The organism is Desulfitibacter alkalitolerans DSM 16504, assembly GCF_000620305.1.
Taxonomy (GTDB): Bacteria; Bacillota; DSM-16504; order Desulfitibacterales; family Desulfitibacteraceae; genus Desulfitibacter; species Desulfitibacter alkalitolerans.
This window is the reverse complement of sequence record NZ_KK211102.1, coordinates 172,463-196,714: the sequence shown is the minus strand read 5'-3', so window position 1 is coordinate 196,714 and position 24,252 is coordinate 172,463. Positions and strand designations below refer to the sequence as shown.

The 24,252-nt window shown below is 39.6% G+C and carries 25 protein-coding genes; 20 read left to right on the top strand and 5 right to left on the bottom strand.

The features are described from left to right. Positions 1-138: 138 nt before the first annotated feature. From K364_RS24390 to K364_RS24380, 7 genes are all read left to right on the top strand, one after another. Entirely contained in the window at positions 139-1,260 is a 1,122-nt protein-coding gene (locus K364_RS24390) for a mandelate racemase/muconate lactonizing enzyme family protein (protein ID WP_051534121.1), read from the top strand. A 29-nt stretch (positions 1,261-1,289) separates the two neighbouring features. Continuing rightward, positions 1,290-2,297, top strand: a complete 1,008-nt coding sequence (locus K364_RS0115195) for a TAXI family TRAP transporter solute-binding subunit (RefSeq protein ID WP_028308725.1) — start codon at positions 1,290-1,292, stop codon at positions 2,295-2,297. 82 nt (positions 2,298-2,379) lie between these two features. Beyond that, positions 2,380-4,344 (top strand): TRAP transporter permease, encoded by a 1,965-nt coding sequence (locus tag K364_RS24385; protein WP_051534120.1) that lies wholly within the window; start codon positions 2,380-2,382, stop codon positions 4,342-4,344. Between the two features lie 236 nt (positions 4,345-4,580). Beyond that, a complete protein-coding gene (locus K364_RS0115185) occupies positions 4,581-5,033 on the top strand; it encodes a hypothetical protein (RefSeq protein ID WP_028308724.1) in 453 nt (150 codons plus the stop codon). Further along, the gene (locus K364_RS0115180) at positions 5,033-5,644 is read left to right on the top strand and encodes an accessory gene regulator ArgB-like protein (protein ID WP_028308723.1); all 612 of its coding nucleotides are present in this window, start codon (positions 5,033-5,035) and stop codon (positions 5,642-5,644) included. The genes K364_RS0115185 and K364_RS0115180 overlap by 1 nt, the downstream gene beginning before the upstream one ends. Before the next feature lie 15 nt (positions 5,645-5,659). Further along, positions 5,660-5,794, top strand: a complete 135-nt coding sequence (locus K364_RS26320) for an AgrD family cyclic lactone autoinducer peptide (protein WP_084295924.1) — start codon at positions 5,660-5,662, stop codon at positions 5,792-5,794. A gap of 60 nt (positions 5,795-5,854) precedes the next feature. Then, positions 5,855-7,534 (top strand): bifunctional diguanylate cyclase/phosphohydrolase, encoded by a 1,680-nt coding sequence (locus tag K364_RS24380; protein ID WP_051534119.1) that lies wholly within the window; start codon positions 5,855-5,857, stop codon positions 7,532-7,534. A gap of 108 nt (positions 7,535-7,642) precedes the next feature. Here the strand turns inward: K364_RS24380 and K364_RS0115165 are convergent, their stop codons facing one another. The 3 genes from K364_RS0115165 to K364_RS0115155 form a co-directional block, all read right to left on the bottom strand. Beyond that, on the bottom strand, positions 7,643-8,851 hold the full coding sequence (locus K364_RS0115165; protein ID WP_028308722.1) for an LUD domain-containing protein: 1,209 nt from the start codon (positions 8,849-8,851) through the stop codon (positions 7,643-7,645). Then, entirely contained in the window at positions 8,851-9,870 is a 1,020-nt protein-coding gene (locus tag K364_RS0115160) for a (Fe-S)-binding protein (protein ID WP_051534118.1), read from the bottom strand. The genes K364_RS0115165 and K364_RS0115160 overlap by 1 nt, the downstream gene beginning before the upstream one ends. A gap of 139 nt (positions 9,871-10,009) precedes the next feature. Further along, positions 10,010-10,786 (bottom strand): helix-turn-helix transcriptional regulator, encoded by a 777-nt coding sequence (locus K364_RS0115155; protein WP_028308720.1) that lies wholly within the window; start codon positions 10,784-10,786, stop codon positions 10,010-10,012. Positions 10,787-11,292: 506 nt separating this feature from the next. Between K364_RS0115155 and K364_RS0115150 the strand changes: the two genes are divergently transcribed. The 5 genes from K364_RS0115150 (at position 11,293) to K364_RS0115130 (ending at position 15,500) form a co-directional block, all read left to right on the top strand. Next, positions 11,293-11,529, top strand: coding sequence for a hypothetical protein (locus tag K364_RS0115150; protein WP_028308719.1), 237 nt, complete (start codon positions 11,293-11,295; stop codon positions 11,527-11,529). A 111-nt stretch (positions 11,530-11,640) separates the two neighbouring features. Next, complete coding sequence (locus tag K364_RS0115145; RefSeq protein ID WP_028308718.1) at positions 11,641-12,612, top strand: hypothetical protein; 972 nt, start codon at positions 11,641-11,643, stop codon at positions 12,610-12,612. A gap of 154 nt (positions 12,613-12,766) precedes the next feature. After that, positions 12,767-13,747 (top strand): rhodanese-like domain-containing protein, encoded by a 981-nt coding sequence (locus tag K364_RS0115140; RefSeq protein ID WP_028308717.1) that lies wholly within the window; start codon positions 12,767-12,769, stop codon positions 13,745-13,747. 276 nt (positions 13,748-14,023) lie between these two features. Then, complete coding sequence (locus tag K364_RS25785) at positions 14,024-14,860, top strand: 4Fe-4S dicluster domain-containing protein (protein WP_051534117.1); 837 nt, start codon at positions 14,024-14,026, stop codon at positions 14,858-14,860. Next, complete coding sequence (locus tag K364_RS0115130) at positions 14,853-15,500, top strand: formate dehydrogenase subunit gamma (protein WP_028308716.1); 648 nt, start codon at positions 14,853-14,855, stop codon at positions 15,498-15,500. The genes K364_RS25785 and K364_RS0115130 overlap by 8 nt, the downstream gene beginning before the upstream one ends. 60 nt (positions 15,501-15,560) lie before the next feature. Here K364_RS0115130 and K364_RS24370 read toward each other — a convergent pair whose 3' ends face one another. Next, positions 15,561-16,268, bottom strand: coding sequence for an MBL fold metallo-hydrolase (locus K364_RS24370; protein ID WP_051534116.1), 708 nt, complete (start codon positions 16,266-16,268; stop codon positions 15,561-15,563). 214 nt (positions 16,269-16,482) lie between these two features. Here K364_RS24370 and K364_RS27350 point away from each other — a divergent pair, with 214 nt between their 5' ends. Beyond that, the gene (locus K364_RS27350) at positions 16,483-17,400 is read left to right on the top strand and encodes a stalk domain-containing protein (protein ID WP_051534115.1); all 918 of its coding nucleotides are present in this window, start codon (positions 16,483-16,485) and stop codon (positions 17,398-17,400) included. Positions 17,401-17,509: 109 nt separating this feature from the next. Here K364_RS27350 and K364_RS0115115 read toward each other — a convergent pair whose 3' ends face one another. Beyond that, positions 17,510-17,710, bottom strand: coding sequence for a hypothetical protein (locus tag K364_RS0115115; protein ID WP_028308715.1), 201 nt, complete (start codon positions 17,708-17,710; stop codon positions 17,510-17,512). A 305-nt stretch (positions 17,711-18,015) separates the two neighbouring features. Here K364_RS0115115 and K364_RS24355 point away from each other — a divergent pair, with 305 nt between their 5' ends. The 7 genes from K364_RS24355 to K364_RS0115075 all read left to right on the top strand — a co-directional run bounded on the left by K364_RS24355 (position 18,016) and on the right by K364_RS0115075 (position 24,249). Next, positions 18,016-19,746, top strand: a complete 1,731-nt coding sequence (locus tag K364_RS24355) for a sigma-54 interaction domain-containing protein (RefSeq protein ID WP_051534114.1) — start codon at positions 18,016-18,018, stop codon at positions 19,744-19,746. Between the two features lie 219 nt (positions 19,747-19,965). Next, positions 19,966-21,036, top strand: coding sequence for a butyrate kinase (gene buk / locus K364_RS0115100; protein WP_028308714.1), 1,071 nt, complete (start codon positions 19,966-19,968; stop codon positions 21,034-21,036). A gap of 72 nt (positions 21,037-21,108) precedes the next feature. Next, positions 21,109-21,345, top strand: a complete 237-nt coding sequence (locus K364_RS0115095) for a 4Fe-4S binding protein (protein ID WP_028308713.1) — start codon at positions 21,109-21,111, stop codon at positions 21,343-21,345. Beyond that, on the top strand, positions 21,338-22,468 hold the full coding sequence (locus K364_RS24350) for a 3-methyl-2-oxobutanoate dehydrogenase subunit VorB (protein WP_084295919.1): 1,131 nt from the start codon (positions 21,338-21,340) through the stop codon (positions 22,466-22,468). Before K364_RS0115095 ends, K364_RS24350 begins: the two co-directional genes overlap by 8 nt. Next, on the top strand, positions 22,461-23,207 hold the full coding sequence (locus tag K364_RS0115085) for a thiamine pyrophosphate-dependent enzyme (RefSeq protein ID WP_028308712.1): 747 nt from the start codon (positions 22,461-22,463) through the stop codon (positions 23,205-23,207). Before K364_RS24350 ends, K364_RS0115085 begins: the two co-directional genes overlap by 8 nt. 2 nt (positions 23,208-23,209) lie before the next feature. Continuing rightward, positions 23,210-23,770 (top strand): 2-oxoacid:ferredoxin oxidoreductase subunit gamma family protein, encoded by a 561-nt coding sequence (locus tag K364_RS0115080; protein ID WP_028308711.1) that lies wholly within the window; start codon positions 23,210-23,212, stop codon positions 23,768-23,770. A gap of 86 nt (positions 23,771-23,856) precedes the next feature. After that, entirely contained in the window at positions 23,857-24,249 is a 393-nt protein-coding gene (locus K364_RS0115075) for a response regulator (RefSeq protein WP_028308710.1), read from the top strand. Positions 24,250-24,252: the final 3 nt, after the last annotated feature.

Here is a 24,252-nt window from a genome sequence, read left to right as displayed (position 1 = left end):
AGGGTTCCTAGATAATGAAAACTACCGTGGCACAACTTTTGCTTAATTAACGTGTTAAATAATAATTTAGTGTAATTAGATGTATAAAGGGGGGCAGAGGCTTAGCATAGTTAATCAGCATGAATGGAGGTAGTTATCATGAAAATAGTAGACGTAAGAACAACAGAGCTTTTTTATCCCTTCAGAGAAAATGTTCATGATGCTGCAAGACAAATCTCTGGAAGAGATGTGCTTTTAGTAGAAATTATAACTGACGAAGGTGTGAATGGAATAGGCTTTCTTACTGGTTTAGGAGTAGCCCATGGAAGTGAAATACCGGTAATTAATACAATAATTCATAAGGGTCTTAAGCCAATGGTATTGGATCAGGATCCATTTACCATTGAGAAGTTGTGGCAGAAAATGTACCTGGGTACTACAAGATACGGCCGCAAGGGTGCAGCTGTTAGAGCAATAAGCGGAATAGATATGGCACTATGGGATCTGGTAGGAAAGACGACAAATACTCCAGTGTACAAGCTTTTGGGTGGGTATGCAGATAAAATAAAGGTTTATGCTAGTGGAGGTTTTTATACAGACCGTAACGACCCGGCAGAATTAGTTGAAGAAATGCTGTCATACTTAAATAGGGGATTTAACGCTGTAAAAATGAAGGTTGGCAGAGATCTAAAAAAGGACATACAACGTGTGAAAATTGTAAGAGAAGCCGTTGGTTCAGACATTGATCTATTGGTAGATGCTAATGAAGCATGGGATGTTGGAACATCATTAAAGTTCATCAAAGGTGTAGAAGATTATAACATATTTTGGTTAGAAGAGCCCCTTGCACCTGATGATATTGATGGACTTGTACAGCTAACACAACGCAGCAGCATTCCAATTGCAGCTGGTGAAAATGAATATACAAGATATGGTTTTAAGGATTTGATTTCAAGAAGTGCAGTTAGCGTAGTCCAGCCAGATGTGACCAGAGTGGGCGGTATCTCGGAATGGATGAAGGTTGCCTCCATGGCTAGTGCATGGAATATGCCATGTGTAACCCATGCAGTTCAAGAAGTGCATATTTCCCTTGTAACAGCTATTTCAAATGCCCCCATGATGGAATATTTCACCAGGGAACACTATTTACAAACATTCCTATCAGATTTGTTTATTGAGCCTTCATTAAATGAAATTACTGATGGCTATGTTAAAGCTCCCCAAAAACCAGGCTTAGGTTTAGAAGTTGACTGGGAGTTAGCAAATAAGTTTAAGGTTTAAAAATTAATTAAAATGGAGGAGGAGTAAAAGTGAGGCTAAAGAAAAATATTTTATTAATTTTGGTTAGTATTTTGGTAATAGGTTTCTTTGCAGTTGGTTGTGGTGGAGATAAAAAAGCAGATGAAAATGGAAGACCTCAAGAGTTTATTAAGATTGCCACAGGAAATACAGGTGGAACATACTATCCAGTTGGAGTAGCAATGGGACAGTTATTTAATCAGGAAATTTCCTACGTTACATCTTCGGCCATGTCCACTGGAGGCAGTGTAGACAATATAGGTTTATTGCGCTCTAATGAAGCCCAGGTAGCTACAATGATGGCTACAGTTTGCAATTGGGCATTCTTTGGTGAAGGGGAATTTGCAGATAACCAATATGATGACATTCGTGCTATAACAAGTCTGTGGCCCAACCTAAATCATATAGTAGTTTTAAAGGATATTAAAAGCTTTGATGATTTAAAAGGCAAGAGATTTGTTGTTGGGGCTGCACGCAGTGGAACTGAGACTGATTCATACGCAATATTATCAACAATGGGACTATATTATAGAGATGAAGATGGAGACAAGAAGAACGTAGAACCGGTATGGGTAAATTATGCTGAAGCTGTTGAAGCAATGAAGAACAGACAAGTAGCAGGAGGAATGTTTAACACTTTTCCGCCTGGTTCAGCAGTAGCTGATTTAATGGCCACAGGAGATGTCCATATATTATCTCTAACTGATGAACAGGTAGCCATGCTTTCAGAAGCACATCCTTTATATACTGGGTACACCATACCAGCAGGAACATATCCCAATCAACCTGAGGATGTGAGAGTATGCGGCTATCCAAATATTCTAGCAACTTCAGCGCAAGTTCCAGAAGAGACAGTATATGACATGACCAAAGCTATATTTGAAAACCTGGATTTCTTGGAAACTGCACATCAGGCAACTAAGTTCATTCAGGTAGACACTGCAACAAAGGGTGTACAAATACCATTTCATGATGGAGCTATAAGATATCTAAAAGAACATGGGGCCTGGAATAAATAGCATCTAGTAATTGTTACAGGTGGTGAATTATGCCATTCTCCACCTGTATTTTGGCTTATATGAGTTTCAGAGGAGGGATATTATGCTAGATTACTTAAAAGATAAATTAAGGAATATCTTTACTCCAATTATTGCAGTAATGACAGAAGTCAACTTTACAATGGCAAAGTTCAAGGGACATTGGGCAATTATTATCACTTTGATTACCGTTAGCATGGCTGCATTTCATCTATACTATAATAGCTATGGCCTCATGATGGCGATTCAATTGAGAGCAGCTCACTTAGCCTTTGTATTTCTTCTTATTTTTTTAATATTTCCTGTTAGAAGAGGAATTGCTAAAACAAAGCCTTCTATTGCAGATATGATACTAGCCGTATCAGGTGTATTTGTGGCAATGTATATGTATTTCATGTACAACAACTTTGCAGTTACCGGTAGACTTCCAGATCCCATTGATCTCACAGTAGCTGTAATAGGCATTTTACTTTTATTCGAGGCCTGTCGCAGGGCTGTGGGATGGCCGCTAGTGATCTTATCAGCTGTTTTTTTAATCTACGCCAAGTATGGGAATTTAGCTCCTGGTGGTTTTAAAATAGTTCCATTTTCAACAAACAGAATAATCTACCAGATGTATTATACAGAAACTGGTATTTTTGGGATAGTCCTTGGGGTTTCGGCTACATTCATTTTTATGTTTATATTATTTGGAGCATTTTTAGGAGTCAACAAATCATCGGAATTTTTTAATGATATCTCTCTTGCATTAGCAGGACATCGATCTGGTGGACCAGGTAAAGTAGCTATTCTAGCAAGTGGTGTCATGGGTACCATAAGCGGTAGTGCAGTTGCAAATGTGGCAACTACAGGAACCATAACCATTCCATTAATGAAAAGAGTTGGTTACAAGCCTCACTTTGGTGCAGCAGTGGAGTCTGTAGCTTCTAGTGGTGGCTCCTTGATGCCTCCAATAATGGCTTCATCAGCCTTTATTATGTCAGAGATTCTTGGTGTGCCCTATTTAAAGGTTATTACTGCTGCTTTAATTCCGGCATTGCTATATTACCTGGCTTTGTGGGTAATGCTGGATTTAGAAGCAAGAAAAATGGGACTTAAAGGTTTACCAAAAGAGCAATTACCTAAACTAAAGCAGGTAATCATTAATAGAGGGCATCTAGCCATACCGTTAGCAATTGTTATCTATTTATTAATATCAGGTAGAACACCATTATTTGCCGGTTTCTGGGGCATTGTATCCACCGTAGCTATCAGCTCACTGAGAAGTGATACCAGGATGTCGCCGGACAGAATTATAGTTGCCCTAAGAAATGGGGCTGTTGCATCCATGGCGCCGGCAATTGCATGTGCTACTGTTGGAATTATAGTAGGCATATCCTCCATGACAGGTGTGGGAACCATGATGGCTACCAATATAATAAATATTTCTGGTGGTAATCTTATGATTGCATTAGTAATGACAATGGTTGCTTCCATTGTGCTGGGCATGGGGCTGCCTACTGCAGCTTGCTATATAACTGCTGCAACTGTGGCTGCTCCTGCATTGATACGTATGGATGTTCTGCCTATAGCTGCTCATTTGTTTGTATTATACTATGCTGTACTGTCCAATTTAACCCCACCAGTAGCTTTGGCATCCTTTACTGCAGCGGGCATTGCCAATGCGCCGCCTAATAAAGTGGCCATGACAGGATTAAAGCTCGGGTTGGCAGGCTTTATTGTTCCTATGATGTTTGTTTACTCGCCTATATTATTGCTTCAGGTGGATCCACTGCCGATTTTTGATTTAGCACTAGTAATTGTGACAGCAGTTGTGGGAGTTATTTGCCTGGGAGCAGCAATGGAAAAATATTTTTTACTCAACCTTAATCGGTTTGAACAACTCCTGTTTTTAATAGTGTCACTAGTAATGATCAAGCCAGGATTAATGACAGATATTATTGGGGCCACCTTACTTGCTGTTGCAATATTAAGCCAGATAATACGTAAAAAGAAATATTCACAGCAGAATGCTCCGGTTGGCGGTTAATAACTTTTAAATCTGAAAATAATTCTTCATAACCTCCTCTATTCTAAGGGGCTATTATCATACTTAATAGCCTCTTTTATTTACCATTGTCTTAATTCCACTGCAGCTTCTTTTTTTTATGTAGGATTTATTGGTAACTTATAGCTTGTGGCTAAAAAAATAAGCTTATTTAGCAAGATTTAGCAGGATTTTTCATAAATTTGTCGAAAAATTTTAAATCTAGGGAGGTTGGTAAATTGGAGAATTCTGTATTGGCCCTATTTCTGCAGGCAATTCCTGAGGGCATTGCTTTTTCTGTGCTGGTCCTGGCCATGAACAGGGATATGAAAAACTGGAAAGAGGTAGTTCTAGTGGGAGTTATATTAGCATTGATATTGCATTTTATCAGAATGCTTCCCCTTTCCTTTGGCATACATACCCTGATTTTCATAGGCCTGGCAATTATTACTTATAACCTGGTATTAAAAATCAACTTTACTACAGTTGTAAAAGCTGTTTTGCTAGGAACATTGCTTGTAGTTGTTGGCGAAGCCTTGTCTTTTTTAATAATTGTTAAAGTCATGGGATTTACTTTTGAGGAGCTAACCAGCAGCGCCTTCTTATGGATTATTTCAGGGTGGGTTCACATTATAATAATTTTTATAGTTGCGTATTTTCTGTTTAAAAAAGGCGGGAGAGAGGTTGTTTAATGCTAGAACAATTATTAAATAAATTTATTACCTCCCAGGGTTCAAAGCTGAAAATGGATGAGGAAAAAATAGCTGTAGCCAACTATGGCCTGCAGATAATTGTTTACTCTACAATTGGAGTTATACTCATATTTTTTATAGCTAGCTTACTTGGGGCTGTAAAGGCTGTTTTTGCTGCTTTTATTACGGCTGCCTTGCTGAGGACTTTTTCCGGGGGAGCCCACTGCAAGGGACCCCTTAAATGTATGAGCATAACATGCATGGTATTTCCTCTTCTGGGGGTTATTTCAGTAAATATTTCAGCTTCTGCTGCAGCTTATTCCTATTACACTGCAGGCATAATCTTTCTTTTTGCCCTACTGAGTTTTTACAAATTTGCCCCTGTAGATTGTGCAAACAAGCCCATAACATGTCCCCTGCAGAAAAAACAGCTGAGGCTCGTATCATTTTCACTCATAACCATTTTTCTGTTTTTGTCAATTGTTTTCCAGTACAGGTATTATGAAATAGTATTAGCGGGTCAATTGGGCATCCTGTGGCAGAGCCTTACGCTCTGGCCCTTGAGCATAAAAATAACCCAAAGGTATGACCAGCTTTTAGCAAAAAATTGAAAGGAGCGAAGATGTATGTTTAGTAAAGTAAAGTTAGCGGTTTTGAGCGGTTTATTTGCAGTACTTAGTTTAGTGGCTTTTGCAAGTGCAGCCTCAGCAAGTATTTTCGCGCATTATCAGCCCAATCTTCCAAAGTCTTTAAGAAAATAATAATGTAGTAGAAGCAAGGGTGATAAAAATCACCCTTGTTCTATAAAGGGATTGATAAAATTGAATCTTAAGAGAAAACATTCAAAAAAAGTTAATGAAATTATTATAGTAGCTCAATTTTTTTCTATAATTATCGTTTCCGTAGCTGTAGTTAACCATTTTCAAATTAAAAGTTTTCAAAGTTTTAGTGATAATATGCTTAATTTTTTCTACTTTGCTATGGTTTTTACACTTTTTTTAATTATAGGTTTGTTGTATCTTGAAAAGAATTTTATAAAACGGTCTGATAAAAAGATAACCTGGTACAGCTATTTTTTTAACATTTCCTTGCTTTTAATTGTGGTTTTTGTTATTAACCTAACTGGTAAGGAGCAAAGCCCCTTTGAAATATTGTTCATTTTGCCGGTGATTACCACGGCCATTACCCATGGTGTAAGGGGAGGCTTGTTTTTTGCTGGAGTTGAAAGTGCATATATTTTTTCCTACCATTATCCTGCAGCCATGGCCTCACATAGCTTAACACTAGACACAAGCATTATGTATATAAGCATTCTTTTTCTAGCAGCCTGGCTTATTGGCAGCTTTACTGAACTGGAGCATAAAACAAGAAGAAAGTTAGAAGATCTTGTTAATATAGATGCCTTAACTGAACTTAGCAATCATCGCCATTTTCAGGAGGCCCTTCATGATAAAATATCAGCGGCTGACCGAAAAAAAGAGCAGCTGTCTCTAATTTTTGGAGATGTTGATTATTTCAAGTATTACAATGATATATTTGGGCATCAAGAGGGGGATAAAGTTTTACAAACAATAGGAAAAATATTAGCTGAAAATTTGCCGCCAAACTGTATTGCAGCCCGTTATGGTGGGGATGAGTTTGCCATCATACTGCCCTGTTATTCTCAGGGTGAAGCAGTTGAAGTTGCAGAAAGGTTAAGAAAAAAAGTAGAAGAAATCCACTTTTTTGGACAAGAGCACCTTCCTCATGAAAACATTACCCTTTCCCTGGGTGTTGCAACCTTCCCCGAAAATGCAAAAACTCCCAAAGAGTTGTTAAGTGTAGCTGATGAAGCCCTTTATAGTGCAAAATACATGCACAGAAATAAAGTGAAGCTTTATTTTTCAGTCCTAGATGAGCTAAAATCAAAGCTTAAAGACGATGAAACTGAAATTATCAGCTCGTTACGAACCTTCTTAAGCATTATAAATGCCAAGGATAGATATACCTATGGGCATTCTGAAAGAGTAATGGAGTATGCAGTAGAGATGGCTGGAACATTGAACTTTACAAAAGAGGAAGCCGATATTTTAAAATACAGTGCTTTTTTGCATGATATAGGAAAGATTGAAGTTGATAGATACATATTAAGCAAACAAACAACATTGACTTGTGAGGAAATGGAAGTTATGAAAAAACACACCACTAATGGTGCTGATATAATACGACCTATCAAACTCCTTTATAAATGTGCGGATATAATTAAATATCACCATGAAAACTTTGATGGGAGCGGTTATCCTGACAAGCTAAGTGGCAGATATATCCCTGTGGGGGCAAGGATCCTGCGTATTATAGATAGCTATGATGCCATGGTGACAGACAGGCCCTATCGCAATGGCATATCCTGGTTTGAGGCCCTGGAAGAGCTTAAAAAATATGCTGGGACATATTATGATCCATACCTGGTTACTATATTTTCCAGAGTAATTAATACAAGATATAACAATCAGGTCTCTTAACAATTTGAGATGCATGTGCTCTAGTTAACGTTTAAACAATATGTGTTACTAGGCTGGAACCACAAAAAAACAGGGTACTATTTACCCTGTTTTAATTAATAATTTGATCTAGCCTGAATATCCAAGGGATACTATTCTTTTGCGCAGCTCGGTTATCATTGAAGGGACATCAATTTTTACGGGACAGCGCTCCATGCATCGTCCGCAGCGCAGGCAATTATAGATTAGTGGGGCTGCATTATCCAAGCCTCCGGCGACGAATGCTGTCCAGATTGCTCCAATTCCTCCTAGATACCTGAAACCAAAATGACCTGCTACCTGCTGAAAAACCGGGCATTCGTACATACAGCCGCCGCATCTCAGGCAATGCAAGCCTTGTTTGAAGAGGTCTTCTTCAGCCATATTAGAACGTCCATTATCAACAAAAATCACATGAATTTCTGCTGGCCCATGGGCTCCATAGGTTGTAACCTTTTCAATGTCACCTGTTTTGCTGGGGCCGCTAATTATATTCACATAACCCGGAACGGTGTAATTAGCATAACGCCAGGTTACTTCAGAAACCTTCATGGCATCCTGGAATGTGGGGACCACCTTTTCAATGCCTACCATGACAACATGTACCGGAGGAACTGCTGTGCAAATTCTGGCGTTTCCTTCATTCTCAATTATTACCATTGCACCTGTGTCTGCGGCTACAACATTAGAGCCGCTCATGCCTATATCTGCGTTAAAATACTTATCTCTAAGGAATTCCTTAACGGCTGCAACTTCCTTGGCAATATCTGGTTCAATGGGGCGGCCGAAAAACTCAGTAAATACTTCCGCCACCTGCTCCCTGGGCACATGGATGGAGGGAGACACAATGTGCATGGGCCTTTCATTTCTTAGTTGGAGGATGAATTCACCCAGATCTGTTTCCCAAACCTCATTCCCCTTTTCAATGAGATATTCTCTAACTTCCAACTCTTCTGCCAGAATGCTCTTGCCCTTTACTACAATTTTTTTAGTACCAATAATATCATAAGCTAGCTGGAGGGCATCTTCCCTGGTCTTTGCAAAATAAGTCTTTCCCTTGTTTAGTTCAATGGATTCTCTGGCCTGGTCAACTAACTCCTTCATCCTTTTGATAGATTCTTTTTTTAGCTCAATTACTTCCTCCGCCATCTGCACTGTATGGGGATATCTTTCAAGGGCAGCCTTTGTATTGCTTCTGTATGACTTAACTGCGCGGGAAAGGGCTACTTCAATGTTTTTGTCATTTGCTGCCTTGTGAAGCTCAGCAGTATATTTTTGGAACTTTTTTTCTAAAGACATTAAGCAATCCCCCTATAAAGAAATTCAATAAAATCCTCCACTTGAATATTACTTTTTTTGTTGTCAATACCCTTATCTATGGCAGCCATACAATAGGGACAAAAGGTTAAGATTACTTCAGCTCCTGTTTCTTCCAACTCTTTTACTCTATAACAGGCAATTCTTCCAGATATATCTGGGAACAATATTTTGCATGGCCCGCCACAGCAAGTAGTCCATTTACCATTTTGCTCTGCTTCTACCAGAGTGAGTCCTTCAAGGCTGCTGAGGATGCTGCGTATTTCCTCGGTAATACCAAGCTCCCTGGCCATCCTGCATGAATCATGGATTACTACTTTGCCAGAGAAGCCTGAGAGATTGAGCTTCTTTTCTGCGGTTAACAATTCAGAAACCATGTCAACAAAGGTTCTTACCTCCACGTTAAAGTCATCTATCAGCTTTGGATATACCAATTTAAAAACCTCAGCTGAGTGGGGGGAAAGGCAAATTATAGTTTTTGCACCGGTTTCATTAATCAAGGAAGCTACCTTTTGCGCATGTACTTTTAAGTCGTCCCAAAAACCAAGCTCATAAAGGAGAGCGCCACTATAAAGCTCCCTTTCCCCTAGATAACAGAAATTCAGCCCTAACTCCTTGAGGATTGATGCAGCCTTGTATGATATCATATTATAGCGGTCCCGGTCCTTGGACAATACACTGGCATAAAGCTTTTCTGCACTAATGCCAGTTTTGTCTATTAAATTACGCACACCCATCATTAGAGAAAATACTTTACTTCCCTGATCCATCATGGTCATGGTTTGCACCAGGCTATCTATATATGGAATGAGCTGGTACTCCCCGCCGGTATAAAATAAATAGTCCTCGCCCTGGAGGGGTAAGTTCAATTCCCTGGCCCAGGAGGCTATCTCAGAGCCTTTTAATGCCAGGGGATTTCCGTATTTGTTGATGTTACCCCTGATTACTTCCACGGACTGGGGAAGCGTAAAATCCTTTGGGTTAATATTATGGTTTATCATAGACCCTCACATCCTAATTATTTAATTGTATTCCTAATGTTAAGACAATTAAAACGTAAGAATATGTCAATTGTCAATAAGGCATTTAAAGGCAACAGGTAAGTATACAGTATAAGACATTAGAAATGTATATTTAGATTTACTCAACCTTAGGGCTATTTAGCATGTCAATGAAGTTTAAGACTAATTTTAACTTGTCAGGCTCCATGGTGCAGGTGGAACCTAAAATAGCCTGAACGTTGGGTTGGTATAATAAAGACCTTAGCTCAGGGCTTAAAGCTCCTATCACTTCTTCTATATCCTCTTGTTCTAAGATGACAGAGCAAACAGAAACGCCCAGGGCTTTTGTGATTTTCTCTAAGGTTCTGATTGAAGCCTGGGCTTTTCCTGTTTCAAGCTGTCCTATTAATCCTGGTGAAACCCCGGCTTTTTCGGCAAGCTGCTTCTGGGACATGCCCCTGTTCTTTCTGGCCCTTTTTAACTTCTCGACAACAAGGGAGCATTTTCTGGTATTTCCAATAAAAAGGCTTACTGGCACATTAAATACATTTGCAATTCTTTTTAAGGTGCTCAATGATGGTACTGCCTGCTTTCTTTCTATTTCACTTAGATAAGTAACAGATAAGCCTGTTAATGAACCAAGTCTTTCAAGACTCAGCTGTTTTTCCTCCCGTAAAGCCCTGATCTGGTCTCCTAGGTATAGTGTCAGCTCCGATTGACATTCTTCCATATTAAAGTCATCCTTGTCTATTTCAAAGGTTTCAGTAATTCGTGATATAACCTTGGGGTTTACTGTTTTAATGTTATTTTCTATATCCTGTATATAAGGCTCTGGAACCCTCAATAAATCAGCAAATTCCTGGGATGATAAACCTTGTTTTTCTCTAAATTTACGTAATTCGCCACCATTTATCAAACTTGCTCACCTGCCTAATGTAAAGTTAACTACTGGTTAGATAGATTATAACATAATCGAGTCTTAATTGCTTTAAAGTCCTTTAGTCAGTGTCAAGATTATGCATTCAGGGATTTGCAGAAAGAGCAAAAAATAATATAAGCGTAAATAGTTTATTATATTTACTTATTTATTTGACAAAACACAAAAGGTTTCTCCTAATAAAAAAGCTTAATATATATAAAAGAGAAACTGCATGCACCTTGATAGTAAGGATAATGAAGCTAAGACATTTGCAATATAAGAACTTATAAAAAACATGACAAGAATCATTAATTTAAAAATTAAATAATTAAAATAATAAAACTTAATAAAAGAGGAATAATGGCAATGGCGACGAAATAGGATTTGGAAAAAGAGAAAATATGCATTGTTAATAAAAAACTTAATATTTAAGTAAAATGCGGCAAGAAAGAATGACTAAAAGAAATAACGAAAATAAAAGGAATAGAAGGGAGGATAACCATGTGAAAAGAACTATAGTGGTTTTTATTATAGGGATTTTGACAGCAGGCATATTGGGCTGTCAGAATAATGAACAATTCGTGGATAAAACAAGCAAAAAATTAGCCGAGTACCGAGAAGAGATTACTCCTTACATAGAAGTTAAAGATAGTGATTCCTGTATAGCCTGTCACACGAACTGCGATATTATAACCACCATGTATATACCTCCTGTCATAGAAGGAGGAGGCGGGGGCTGAGGCGTTGCTGCCCCTCAGTTAGAGGGAGACAAGAAATATCTTATTAATAATGATTTTTTGTTTACGGTGCATGGGCAAATAGGATGCAGGTCATGTCATGGTGGTGAAAATGTGCCGGAAAAGGATAAAGCCCACGTTGATCTAGTTGTTAGGCCCTCTGGCAATCCGGACAATATTTGTGGGGTCTGCCATTATGAGGTGGCAGAAACATTTGTTACTTCTATACATTACACGGTTCAAGGCATGGCTAATTCTCTGGAAAGCTTTGCCCATGAAGGTGTTCTTAATGAAGGGGGAGGGCTCCAGATAGCCTTTGATAACAACTGCTTTAAATGCCACGCAACTTGTGGATCCTGTCACGTTAGTCGTCCTGTAGCCTTTGGTGGTGGACTCCACTCCCAGCATGAATTCACCGGCCGTCCTCCAATGGAGGAATCCTGTTATGGCTGCCATGGGGCTCGAAATGCCGGTGAGTTTATGGGTCAGGTTGGTTATGTAAAGGATGTGCATTATGAAGCAGGTATGGACTGCATGGACTGCCATTTAATAGAAAACTTTCACGGCACGGGCAGGTTGGAGCAAAACATGTATGATGTTCCTCTGCCGGCCTGTACAGATTGTCATGGAAATGTATATGCCCAGTCTGACATTGAGGCTCACATGGTTCATGGAGAGGATTTAATGAACTGTCAAGTCTGTCATGCTTCGGCCAACAACAACTGCTTTGACTGCCATACAAAACTGAAGGATGATGGAAAGGTGGAGGGTATGAGTACCAGCAGGCTAATGTTTAAAATTGGTCTTAATCCAGAAAGGACCGAAGAAAGACCATATAAATATATGACGCTTCGCCACATTCCTACTACACCAGATAGCTTTAAAAGTTTAGGGGGAGAACTACCCAATTATGACACAATACCTAACTGGAAGTATTCCCCAACCCATAATATTCAACGGCAGACTATTCAAAATGCCAGCTGCGATGCCTGTCACGGCAATCCCTATATATTTCTTCAAGAGAGGGATTTAAGGGAAAATGACAGCAAGGCAAATAAAAAACTGTTGATCCAGGAACTGCCTTAAGACTTAAAACTTAAAACTTAAAACTTAAAACTTAAAACTTAAAGCTTAAAGCTTAAAATATAAAATCCATAAATGACACAGGAGGTGGTTGCAGGAAATACATATTGCAGTTAAAGTCTTGTAAAATGAAAAAATTAAAGGGGAGGAGTTTACTGTGGCAAAAAGAATGAGATGGATAGTTTTGTTATTAATAGCAGGGATGTTCATATTTAGTTTAGCGGGATGTGGTGGTCAACAACAAACCAGCCCACCACCAACCCAGGAGCAGCCTGCACCACAAGAGCCAGCTTTAGATCCACAGGAAGTGTTAAAGCAGGCTGCAAAGGACTACTTTGCCCATATTGCTGCCGGTAACAATAACATAACAGATTTTGTTAAGATTAAAGAAATGTTGGACGATAATCCTGATTCAGCCTTAATAATTGACATTCGCAGTGGCGAGGATTTTGAAAAGGGACATATACCAGGAGCTGTTCATGTTGACAGGGGCAAGGTTGCAGAGATAATGGACCGTATTCCCAGAAATAAACCTGTATTTGTCACATGCTATACTGGTCAAAATGCAGGATATACTGTTGCCTACCTGAGAATGGCCGGTTTTGAAAATGTTACATCTATGTTTTATGGAATCGATTTGGGATGGGTAGAAAGGGGTAAATTCACACTAGATGAAACTGGAATGGTATCTGCCTTTGATCTTCCTCCAGTATCCTCGCCTCGTACCCCTGAGGAAGAAATTATCTGGAATAGGGCCGGGGAATACGCTGCTGAAATTGCTGCTGGCCAAATTGGGTTTATAGGTGTTGGCGATCCCCAGAAAGCATTTTATGAGGAGCTTCAGGCTAACCCCATGTCTGCAGTGGTTTATGATATTAGAGCTGCAAAGGGTGAAGCCCATGACTATGACACATATCATATAGAACACTCAAAACATGTACCCTGGGGTCAATTTGGTGATGTTTTAGAGGAGCTGCCTACGAATGTACCTGTAGTTATTGGCTGCTACTCTGGCCAGACTGCTGCTCAAACCCTGGGAGTGCTTCGCATGTTAGGCTTTGACAATGCTAGAAGTATACTATACGGTGTTCGTGATGGTTGGGTTGCAAAGAGCGAGCTGCCTGTAGTGAAACCGTAATAGGGAGAGTAGAAATTTAAATAGGTGGCTTTAAAAAAGATGCAGGGATAAACAGGAAAAGGCAGGATTTTTTCCTGTTTATCCTTATAAATAAATCCATTAAAAATCCCTAAAGGTACTAATATACTAATACGCTATTAAAGTAAAAACTAGAATACAAGCCATATGCACTTTAGTTAGTTTACAATAAGGAAAATAACGGTATCAAAAGCCGACATGATATAAAAAGAATTTTTTAAGGCAAAAAAAACCACCTGCAGGAGGGGTGAACTTACCATGGTTATTAACATGGAACGCAGGAGATTTATCAAAACATCTTTAACTGCCGGGTTTGCTGTTGCAATAAATCCTCTAAGCGCTGCATCAGTATTAGCGGATAATAACAAAGAGGCAATTCTCATGGATAATGTTAAATGTGTCAACTGTCAAAGATGTGTAAAGGCCTGTAGTGACCTTTACGAGGTTGATCCTAACCATCCATATTTAATTGTTGAACAGCATAAGAAGGACGGCATGCTCTATAAAAAAAGGATTTCATGTATGCACTGCCATGATGCTCCCTGTGTTAAAGCATGTCCAACTCGTACCCTCTATAAGGGAGATAATGGCTTTACATATGTTAACAGGAATACCTGCATTGGCTGTGGCTACTGTATGAAGGTGTGTCCTTATAATATCATCTCTCTATATAAAAACAGGGTCAACAAATGTGTTGGCTGTAGAGAACTCACCAGCAGGGGGATGCTTCCTAGATGTGTTAGTGCCTGTCCAGTAAGGGCCCTTCAATTTGGTGCCAGGGAAAAAATCATTGCTGCAGGAGCAGCTAGTACAGACAGTTTAACAACCAAATATCCCAGGGCAAATCTTTATGGGGGCAGTACCCTGGGAGGATTAGGTGTCCTGCTAATTTTGGGTGATAATCCTGAAGCTTATGGTTACCCAGAGGAACCAACATTAAATCTACTCTTAAGGGGATGGAAGGATTATTTACATACTGGAGGGCTATTTGTTACAGCTGCTGTAGCTGCAATTGGCATTGCAACCTTTGGGATAGCCAGAAAAAACTATAAAAATGAGAAGTTTAGTGGAGATGGAGGCGCCAAAGATGAATAATGGGAAAGAGAAAATGTACCTGCGGTTTACTAAAAAGCAAATATTTATTCATTGGCTTTTTGCCGGGTCCTTTTTCGTTCTGGCATTAACAGGTCTGATCATGGTTATTCCAGGCTTATCATTTCTTGCAGCAGGAGGTTTAAGTGGTATTATTCACAGGGCAGCTGCAGTAATGTTTATTTTGGCTCCCATTATATATTTTCTTGTAGAGAGGCAGCGATTCAAGGAATTAATCAAAGATTCTTTTACTTATGATAAGGATGATATTGATTGGATTTTAAAGGTGTTTGACTATTTTCTTGGAAAAACAAGGGCCATGCCGCCTTCAGGAAGGATAAACGGCGGTGAAAAACTACACCATGGGGCAATTATTGTAGCTTTTGTAACTATCACAATTTCAGGTTTATTCCTGTGGTTTGGTTCAGCAATAATGAACACAACGATTTTTTTAGTAATGATCTGGCTGCATAATATATCCATGTTCATAATGCTGTGTTTAACAGTTGGTCATATATATTTTACTTTTGTATATGATGCACTGCCCCATATGCTTTCAGGTTATACTACTGAAAGTTATGCCAAGAAACATATCAAGTGGTTGCGTAAGCTTCAACGTAATGAGACTAATCAATCCATATAGTAAAATTATACATAAATTACCTCTTCTTCATAAACCTCCTCCATAAACTGCATCCCAGGGTTAGGGCTGCAGTTTCTTTGTTTCACCTATTCTCCCAAAGGTCAAGACATGAGTATGGACAGGGTCCGCAGTTTGGGCAAAGTCCTTCATTACTTGAAAATCTGTCTGCAAATGGATAGGGACAAGATACCTGGGCTTAAGCTTATCAATGAAATAATGGGCAGCCAGGTAAGAAGCGTCTCCTAACCGGGGATCTACCGGGACAAAGGCTAGATCAATTGAATGCTTTGAAAGTCGGGCTGCTTCATTTTGATAATTAACTCTTTCCAATTCCTGATCTTCTTTGTTAAAATGCTCCCAATGCCACCAGTTTAAGTCTCCGCTGTGGAATAACTGGAATCCATCAATACTTACCAAAAACGACACACCCACATCAGTAGTGCCAAAGGTTTTAATGGTCAGGTTGTCCAAGGTATAGGTTTGGTAAGGCTCTACCCAGAGAATGGGTTTGTCTTTAGGGACATCCTCAATATCATGGCTTAATATATAAAAAGCTGGGCCAGGTGTGAAACCGTCACGAAAAATATAGGGAGAATAATGATCGCCATGTCCATGAGAGGAAAATATGTAGATCTTTTTGTTGGCAGGAAAGGGTATCTTGACAGGAGGTTTTCTCGAAAAATAATCAAAAAGCAAATAAGCTCCGGCGCTTTCAACTGCCACACAACTGTGATAAAAGAAAGTCACAGAAATAGATGGTTTGTTCATAATCCATCAAGCCTCCTTTGGTGTATTATTTTACCTTAAAAAGATGCAGCCTATTGCAGTCTATTGCTAAGCTTGTATCTATAATAACAGTTTAGCGCTGTTAAAACAAATGTAGGACTAAAGACTCATTTTTGAAAACCACCCTCTATATTTTAATAATCTGTACGATAATAATAATACGAAAGAAAAACATAATAACAGGAGGGATATGTAAATGGATAGGAAAAAAGTATTGTTTGTTATTGGAATAGCACTAGTATTTGCCCTGGTCTTTAGCTCAAGTGCCCTGGCCTCAGCTGACAAGGGTAAAAAGAAAGGCATGCCTTCATTTGTGCAGGAGATGCTAAAAGAGAAGGGTATTGGCCAACCTTTGGTTAAAACTGCAGTGGATGCTGGGGAAAATGGTGAGGAGCTTATGGCCGAAATAGAGGAATTGTCTGAGGAAATGGATGAGTTGGAAAAGGAAATGAAGGATTTAGAACAAGAAGCTTTGCAGGCCCAACTTGTAAAAATGCATAAAACCAGAGCCCAGATTCTGGCGAAATTGAATCATTTTGAACAGGCCATGGAAGAGCTTGAAAAAGCCATAGCAATTGACAGGAAGAATCCAGAGGCCTACAAGGAGATAGGCAAGCTGTATAAAGAAGCAGGGAAACCAGGAATTAATGTTTTTGTTAATGGGAAAAAGCCTGTTTTTGACACCCCGCCTGTAATCAAAGATGGCAGAACTCTGGTGCCTGTAAGGGCAATTGTTATGGCCCTTGGTGCAGATGTGAAATGGGATGCTGAGAATAAGGAAATTACCATTGTCAAGGGAGAAACAGTAATCATTTTGCAGCTTGATAGTAAAACGGCTCTTATAAACGGAGAAGAATATGAATTGGATGTACCGGCTAAATCTGTTAATGCTAGAACCGTACTGCCTTTAAGGTTTATTAGTGAGGCATTAAAAACCCAGGTGAATTTTGATCAGGAAACAGGCATCATAATCATAGTAGATGATGAGGAAGGTACTGAAGAAGAAACCGAAGATGAAATAGACGATGAAGAAGATGAAGAAGATGATGAAGATGATGACCAGGAAGATGAAGACGATGAAGACGACGATGACCAGGATGAAGATGAAGAATAAGTGTCGGGCATCACTAGCAGCAGAAGCAAGCTAAAACCATAAAATATAACAATAAAGGGCTGTCTCATGGATTAGATTGAGCAGCCCTTTTCCCTTTTTGGTATTACTTTTATTCTTCAACTTGAGCTTCCCAGGGCTTGCATGGTTTTTTGGGCATTAAGAAACAAAGTACTATGATGATTAGTATTATTGGATCATCAAAAATAGGCAGTACTGATCCGCCGCCCATACATAGACAGAGAATGAGCAGAATTATAAGAAGCTCATCATCTAGTATTGGTGAAGGTGGCTTTGGTTTATGGTGACTCATGGTAAATCCTCCTTGTGCATGTATTTCAATAATATGATATGAAAAAGCAATCCATTATGTTACTAATTGGTCCAATGATTTCTAATGCGCTTTTGTCTGGACATGAAGTGTTTATCAAATGATATAAAATGATATAAAGTGAAGGTATGGTAAAAGTATATATAAACATCTATAATAATAATAGTAAAGTAACAAGCGTAACCAAGATATTAATTAAGTTCCATATGCCTGCTGTCTTGCCGTTATGGGTGGCGTTGAAGTCAAGGTGAAAGAGTAAATAATTCTCATCAAGGAGGGTAGTACTGATGCTGGGATATTTGGAAAGTATAAAAAGTATTTTGGACTATACCAATGATGCCATAATTGTTGTAAATAAAGAAGGGTTAATTACCTTATTTAATAAAGAAGCCCAGCGGCTTACAAGAACCTCGCTTGATGCAGCACTTGGAAAGCATATAACTGAAATAATTCCTAATACCCGGCTTCTTGAGGTTATTCAAAGGGGCAAGCCTGAATTAAATCAGCAATTAGAATTAAAAGACGTGACTATTATTACCAACAGGGTTCCAGTTAGAGATGAAAATGGCAGCATAATAGGTGCAGCGGCAGTATTCAGGGATATTGCAGAAAGAATTGCCATGACAGAAGAAATAAGTAATCTGCGGGATATCCAGACCCTGTTAGAAGCCATAATAAATTCAACCCAGGATGCCATTTCTGTGGTTGATGAGAAGGGCATCCATATTTTGATAAACCCAGCTTATACCAGGATCATTGGCATGAAAAAGGAAGAGCTCCTTAATAGGCCGGCTGATGTAGACATAGTTGAGGGGGAGAGCATGCATTTCAAGGTCCTTAGGACAAGGGAACCTGTTCGAGGTATCAGAATGAAGGTGGGTCCCCAGAAAAAGGACGTTGTTGTTAACGTTGCACCAATGATAGTAAACGACAAGTTAAAGGGTAGTGTGGCGGTAATTCAGGACATTTCAGAGATCAGAAAGCTGACCCATGAGCTAAAACTGGCAAAACGCTTAATCAGACACCTGGAGGCAAGGCATGCCTTTGAAGATATTATAGGCAGGAGTGAAGAGATTACTGGAGCAATAGAGCAGGCCAGACGTGCGGCCAAAACTCCTGCAACAGTTTTGCTTCGCGGAGAAAGCGGTACAGGCAAAGAATTATTTGCCCATGCTATTCATAATGCCAGCGACAGGTGTGAAGGGCAATTTATTAGGGTAAACTGTGCAGCGCTTACAGATACACTTCTGGAAAGTGAGTTGTTTGGTTATGTGGAAGGTGCCTTTACTGGAGCAAAAAAGGGCGGCCACAAGGGTTTATTTGAGGAAGCAAGTGGAGGTACAATTTTTCTTGATGAAATAGGAGAAATAAGCCTGTCCCTCCAGTCCAAGCTTTTACGCGCTTTACAGGAAAAGGAAATTATTCGAGTTGGGGCTTCAAAGCCCACAAAGATTGATGTAAGGATTATTGCAGCCACAAATGCAAATCTAGAAGAATTAATCCAAAAGGGTGCTTTTAGAGAGGATTTATATTATCGTATAAATGTCCTGCCTATTATTATACCGCCATTAAGACATCGCAAGGAAGACATACCCGTACTAGTTCGTCACCTGCTTCCCAAATATAACCAGGAATATGGACGTAATGTTGAGGAGGTATCAGCCCAAGCTCTAGAGGTTCTGCAGGAATATGACTGGCCAGGCAATATTCGTGAGCTGGAAAATATCCTGGCCCGGGGTATTATTAATATGAAATACAAAGAAACAGTTTTGGAGGCATTCCATCTTCCATTGACTAGTGCAGGGTCAACCAACTCAAACGGTTCTAGCAGACAGGAAGAAACTAATCCCGACTATTCAGTGGAAAGCTATGAACAGCTTTTTGCGAATTGGGAAAGAGATTTGCTTGAAAAAGTCTTAGAAGAAACTGGCGGGAACAAGAACAAGGCTGCCAGAATGTTGGGTATATCAATTCGCAGCTTGTATTATAAACTGGAAAAGCATGGCATTAAAATATAAACCTGCAAAATATTGCAAGACCTGCAATTTATTGCAGGGCTATATCTTGCAAAATATTGCAAAACATTATTTAAAGATTGACCCGTCAACTGCATATATGGAGAAATTCCTTACACACCAGGCCCTTTAACCATTAAGGGTCTGGTGTGTTTTTTGGCATATTTCTTGCGATATAGAAATAAGCATGGCTTTTTCTGCATTAATAAAGGAGTTGATGTATTGAACAAAGATAAATTACTAGTTATAAATCCTGGATCAACTTCCACAAAGGTGGCTGTTTTCAAAGACGAATTACTCTTGTGGACAGGAACCCTTACCCATTCAACTGGAGCATTAAAGGAATTTAATAATATTATAGAGCAATTTCAATTTCGCAAAAAGACTATAGAGAGGGCTGTTCTTAATAAAGGCTATGCCCTGGAAGAGTTTAAAGCTGTTGTTGCCAGGGGTGGTCTGTTAAAGCCAATTTCTGGCGGAACCTATATTGTAAATGATGCCATGCTGCAGGACTTGAGAAATGGCACCTATGGAGAACATGCCTGTAATCTGGGTGCACTAATAGCAAAGGAGATTGCAGGGCCATTGGGGATAAATGCCTATATTGTAGACCCTGTGGTTGTTGATGAGCTCGAACCCCTTGCTAGATTATCAGGAATACCAGAAGTTCCAAGACGCAGCATTTTCCATGCATTAAATCAAAAGGCCATGGCAAGAAGATACTGCAGGGAAAATAACCAAAGATATGAAGATGTAAACCTCCTGGTGGTTCATCTGGGCGGCGGGATTTCCGTGGGAGCACACAAAAAAGGTCGAGTAATTGATGTTACTAATGCTTTAGATGGAGAGGGTCCCTTTTCCCCTGAAAGGGCTGGCGGCATACCTGTAGTAGAGCTATTAAAATATTTTATTGAGCATGGTAAAGATTTAGATGGTATTAGAAAAAGATTAATTGGCCAGGGTGGGCTGGTGGCATATCTAAATACTAATGATGCTAGAGAAGTGGAAGACATGATTGAAAAGGGAAATGGAGAAGCGGCTCTTGTTTATGAAGCAATGGCCTATCAAATTGCAAAGGAAATTGGAGCATATGCTGCAGTCCTATCAGGAAAAATAGATGGGATCATTGTCACTGGAGGCCTGGCATTTAGCAGTAGATTAACAACCTGGATAAAAGAAAGGGTGGATTTTATAGCTCCAGTAGTTTTATACCCAGGGGAAGATGAAATGACAGCTCTGGTAGAAGGGGTACTAAGGGTCTTTAACGGAACAGAAGAAGCACTTGTATATTAAATAACGTTTCCTTGTAGTGTGGCAATTGTAACGAACAATTATAAAAAAATGAAAGGAAAGGAGGTTTAACCCATGACAAAAATAATGTTTCATGAGGATGCTTGTAAAGGCTGTGAATTGTGCATTGAGTTCTGCCCAAAAAATCTAATTACTTTAGCAAGCAGATTCAATGACAAGGGCTTTCATCCAGCTACTGTGGAAAATACAGATAAGTGCGTTGGTTGTGCCATTTGTGCCCGTATGTGTCCAGATGTGGCAATTGAAATAGAGGAAATACCATTTGAAAGGGGAGCGGCAGTAAATGCATAAGGTTTTAATGAAAGGCAACGAAGCTCTAGGTGAAGCAGCCATTAAAGCTGGATGCCGCCATTTCTTTGGCTATCCTATCACCCCTCAAAATGAAGTGCCGGAATATCTTGCCAGGAGAATGCCAGAGGTTGGAGGAGTCTTTCTCCAGGCAGAAAGTGAAATTGCAGCCATAAATATGGTTTACGGCGCCAGTAGTGCAGGTGCCAGGGTTATGACTTCTTCATCTAGTCCAGGAATCAGCTTAAAACAGGAAGGCATATCCTATCTTGCAGCAGCAGAATTACCCTGTGTAATTGTCAATATTATGCGTGGCGGACCAGGCCTGGGAGGCATCCAGGCTGCTCAATCTGATTATTTTCAAGCAACAAAGGGAGGGGGAAATGGAGACTACAGGCTTATAGTTTATGTACCCGCCTCTATACAAGAATTGGTTGACATGACCATGAAAGCTTTTGATGCTGCTGATAAATATAGAAATCCTGTAATGATACTTGGTGATGGAGTTTTAGGTCAGATGATGGAACCAGTTGAATTTAGAGAGGTTCCAGCTCCAAATTTGTCCATGAAACCATGGGCCTGTACAGGAAGAAAAAAATATAGACCTCAAAATATTATTAATTCGCTTTATCTAAATGCTGAGGTTCTGGAAAAGCATAACTTTGCCCTTTTTAATAAGTATAACACCATTTCAAGAAATGAAAAGGCAGCAGAAACTTATATGACAGCTGATGCTGAAATAATCCTTGCAGCCTATGGTACTACCGCAAGGGTAGCTAAGGCCGCCATAAATCTGGCCAGAGATAAGGGTATTAAAGCTGGTATGGTAAGACCCCATACCTTATGGCCCTTTCCTGATGATTATATAAGAGAGTCCCTTTCAGAAAGTACAAAAGCCGTGCTGACAGTAGAAATGAGCATGGGCCAACTGGTAGAAGATGTACAGCTAGCAGTTAACGGTAGAGTTCCCATTCACTTTTATGGCAGGGTTGGCGGAATGGTTCCTGATGTAAAGTCTGTGTATCATGAGATTTGCCGGATTGCTGGTAAAACAAATGAGCTGCCGGAGCAAATGACAAGGGGAATCAGGTACTCCATTGAAGGGGGTATTCGTATAAATGGCTAAACAATTCAAAAAGTCCAAAGCACTTACTGATAAAAAATTTCATTATTGTCCTGGATGCAGCCATGGTGTGATCCATCGCCTTGTAGCAGAAGTCCTGGAGGAATTGGATGTAATTGATTGTACTGTGGGCATAGCTTCAGTAGGATGCTCTGTAACGGCCTATGATTATTTTAATGTTGATGTGGTTCAGGCTGCCCATGGAAGAGCTCCTGCCGTTGGGACAGGAGTGAAAAGGGTTCATCCTACTAACGTTGTCTTTACCTATCAAGGTGATGGGGATCTAGCAGCCATTGGCATGTCTGAGATAGTCCATGCGGCTATCAGGGGTGAAAAAATTACAACTATATTTGTAAATAATACTACCTATGGCATGACGGGAGGACAAATGGCTCCAACTACTTTGATTGGGCAAAAGGGAACTACAGCCCCATATGGCAGGGAAGCAAAGGATTATGGATACCCAGTAAAAATTGCCGAGCTGCTTAGCACTATAGAGGGTGCAGCCTATATTTCCAGGGTTTCGGTTCACACACCTGGCCATGTAAACAAGACCAAAAGGGCTATTAGGAAGGCCTTCGAAACCCAAATTAAAGGTGAGGGTTTTTCATTGGTAGAGATTCTCTCAACCTGTCCAACCAATTGGGGCATGAATCCGGTAGATTCTTTAAAGTGGCTTGAAGAAAAGATGCTCCCCTATTATCCACTTGGAGAATTCAAGTCGCCTGCGGAGGTGGTATAAGAATGCTTCAAGAAATCATTATAGCTGGTTTTGGCGGTCAGGGAGTTATGTCCATGGGACAATTACTGGCATATGCAGGAATGTTGGAAGGAAAGAATGTATCCTGGATACCCTCCTATGGACCAGAAATGAGGGGCGGAACTGCCAACTGTTCGGTTATTATTTCCGATACCGAAATAGGTTCTCCCATTGTAAGTGAACCAAATACAATAATTGTATTAAATTTACCGTCACTAAAGAAGTTTGAACCGGTTCTCATCCCTGGAGGACTATTGCTATTAAGTACCCTTAAGGCAGACCAAACATATACAAGAAAAGACATAAATGGATATGAAATTCCAGCTGTGGAAATTGCAGATGGTATTGGCAATACTAAAGTAGCCAACATGGTCATGCTTGGCGCATACCTGGAGGCAACGGAAGCTGTTTCAGTAGATGCTGTAATAGAATCATTAAAAAAAGTATTGCCTCAGAGACACCATGGTTTAATTCCACTAAATCGTAAGGCTTTAGAGCTAGGTGCTAGTGAAATACAAAAAGCAAAAAAAAACTCTTTCATTTGACCAAAAACGACAATTATTTTAAGACCTTTGTATTATAATTACTTTAGCAATGAAGCAATTAACATGCAATATAAGGTGGTATTAATTTGGTCAAGGTATTAATAATGGAAGATGAAATTAATATAGCATTTGTACTCAAGACATTTTTGACAGAAGTAGGGTATGATGTAATAGTTGCAGAGGATGGAATCAAGGGACTAAAGCTTTTGCAGACCGGCCTCTTGCCGGACATTATTTTATTAGACCTTAATATGCCAGGCATGAGCGGTCGTGCTGTAGCAGAAAGGCTTTATTTGGATGACAGATTAGCAAAGGTGCCAGTTGTTATTGTATCAGGGTCATCACCTGCTTCATTAGATTTTCCATCTAAAGATATCTATGATGCATATATTGCCAAGCCCTTTGAATTGTCTGATGTGTTAGAAATAGTTCAGAAACTTACTGATTTTAACCATCAAAAGGGAATTGTTCATCTTTAATTT

Coding starts and splice junctions, on each gene's coding strand:
- K364_RS24390 (WP_051534121.1), top strand. CDS start 139: ATGAAAATAGTAGACGTAAGAACAACAGAGCTTTTTTATCCCTTCAGA.
- K364_RS24385 (WP_051534120.1), top strand. CDS start 2,380: ATGCTAGATTACTTAAAAGATAAATTAAGGAATATCTTTACTCCAATT.
- K364_RS0115180 (WP_028308723.1), top strand. CDS start 5,033: ATGCTAGAACAATTATTAAATAAATTTATTACCTCCCAGGGTTCAAAG.
- K364_RS26320 (WP_084295924.1), top strand. CDS start 5,660: ATGTTTAGTAAAGTAAAGTTAGCGGTTTTGAGCGGTTTATTTGCAGTA.
- K364_RS0115165 (WP_028308722.1), bottom strand. CDS start 8,851: ATGTCTTTAGAAAAAAAGTTCCAAAAATATACTGCTGAGCTTCACAAG.
- K364_RS0115160 (WP_051534118.1), bottom strand. CDS start 9,870: ATGATAAACCATAATATTAACCCAAAGGATTTTACGCTTCCCCAGTCC.
- K364_RS25785 (WP_051534117.1), top strand. CDS start 14,024: ATGGTTATTAACATGGAACGCAGGAGATTTATCAAAACATCTTTAACT.
- K364_RS0115130 (WP_028308716.1), top strand. CDS start 14,853: ATGAATAATGGGAAAGAGAAAATGTACCTGCGGTTTACTAAAAAGCAA.
- K364_RS24370 (WP_051534116.1), bottom strand. CDS start 16,268: ATGAACAAACCATCTATTTCTGTGACTTTCTTTTATCACAGTTGTGTG.
- K364_RS27350 (WP_051534115.1), top strand. CDS start 16,483: ATGGATAGGAAAAAAGTATTGTTTGTTATTGGAATAGCACTAGTATTT.
- K364_RS0115115 (WP_028308715.1), bottom strand. CDS start 17,710: ATGAGTCACCATAAACCAAAGCCACCTTCACCAATACTAGATGATGAG.
- K364_RS24355 (WP_051534114.1), top strand. CDS start 18,016: ATGCTGGGATATTTGGAAAGTATAAAAAGTATTTTGGACTATACCAAT.
- K364_RS0115095 (WP_028308713.1), top strand. CDS start 21,109: ATGACAAAAATAATGTTTCATGAGGATGCTTGTAAAGGCTGTGAATTG.
- K364_RS24350 (WP_084295919.1), top strand. CDS start 21,338: ATGCATAAGGTTTTAATGAAAGGCAACGAAGCTCTAGGTGAAGCAGCC.
- K364_RS0115085 (WP_028308712.1), top strand. CDS start 22,461: ATGGCTAAACAATTCAAAAAGTCCAAAGCACTTACTGATAAAAAATTT.
- K364_RS0115080 (WP_028308711.1), top strand. CDS start 23,210: ATGCTTCAAGAAATCATTATAGCTGGTTTTGGCGGTCAGGGAGTTATG.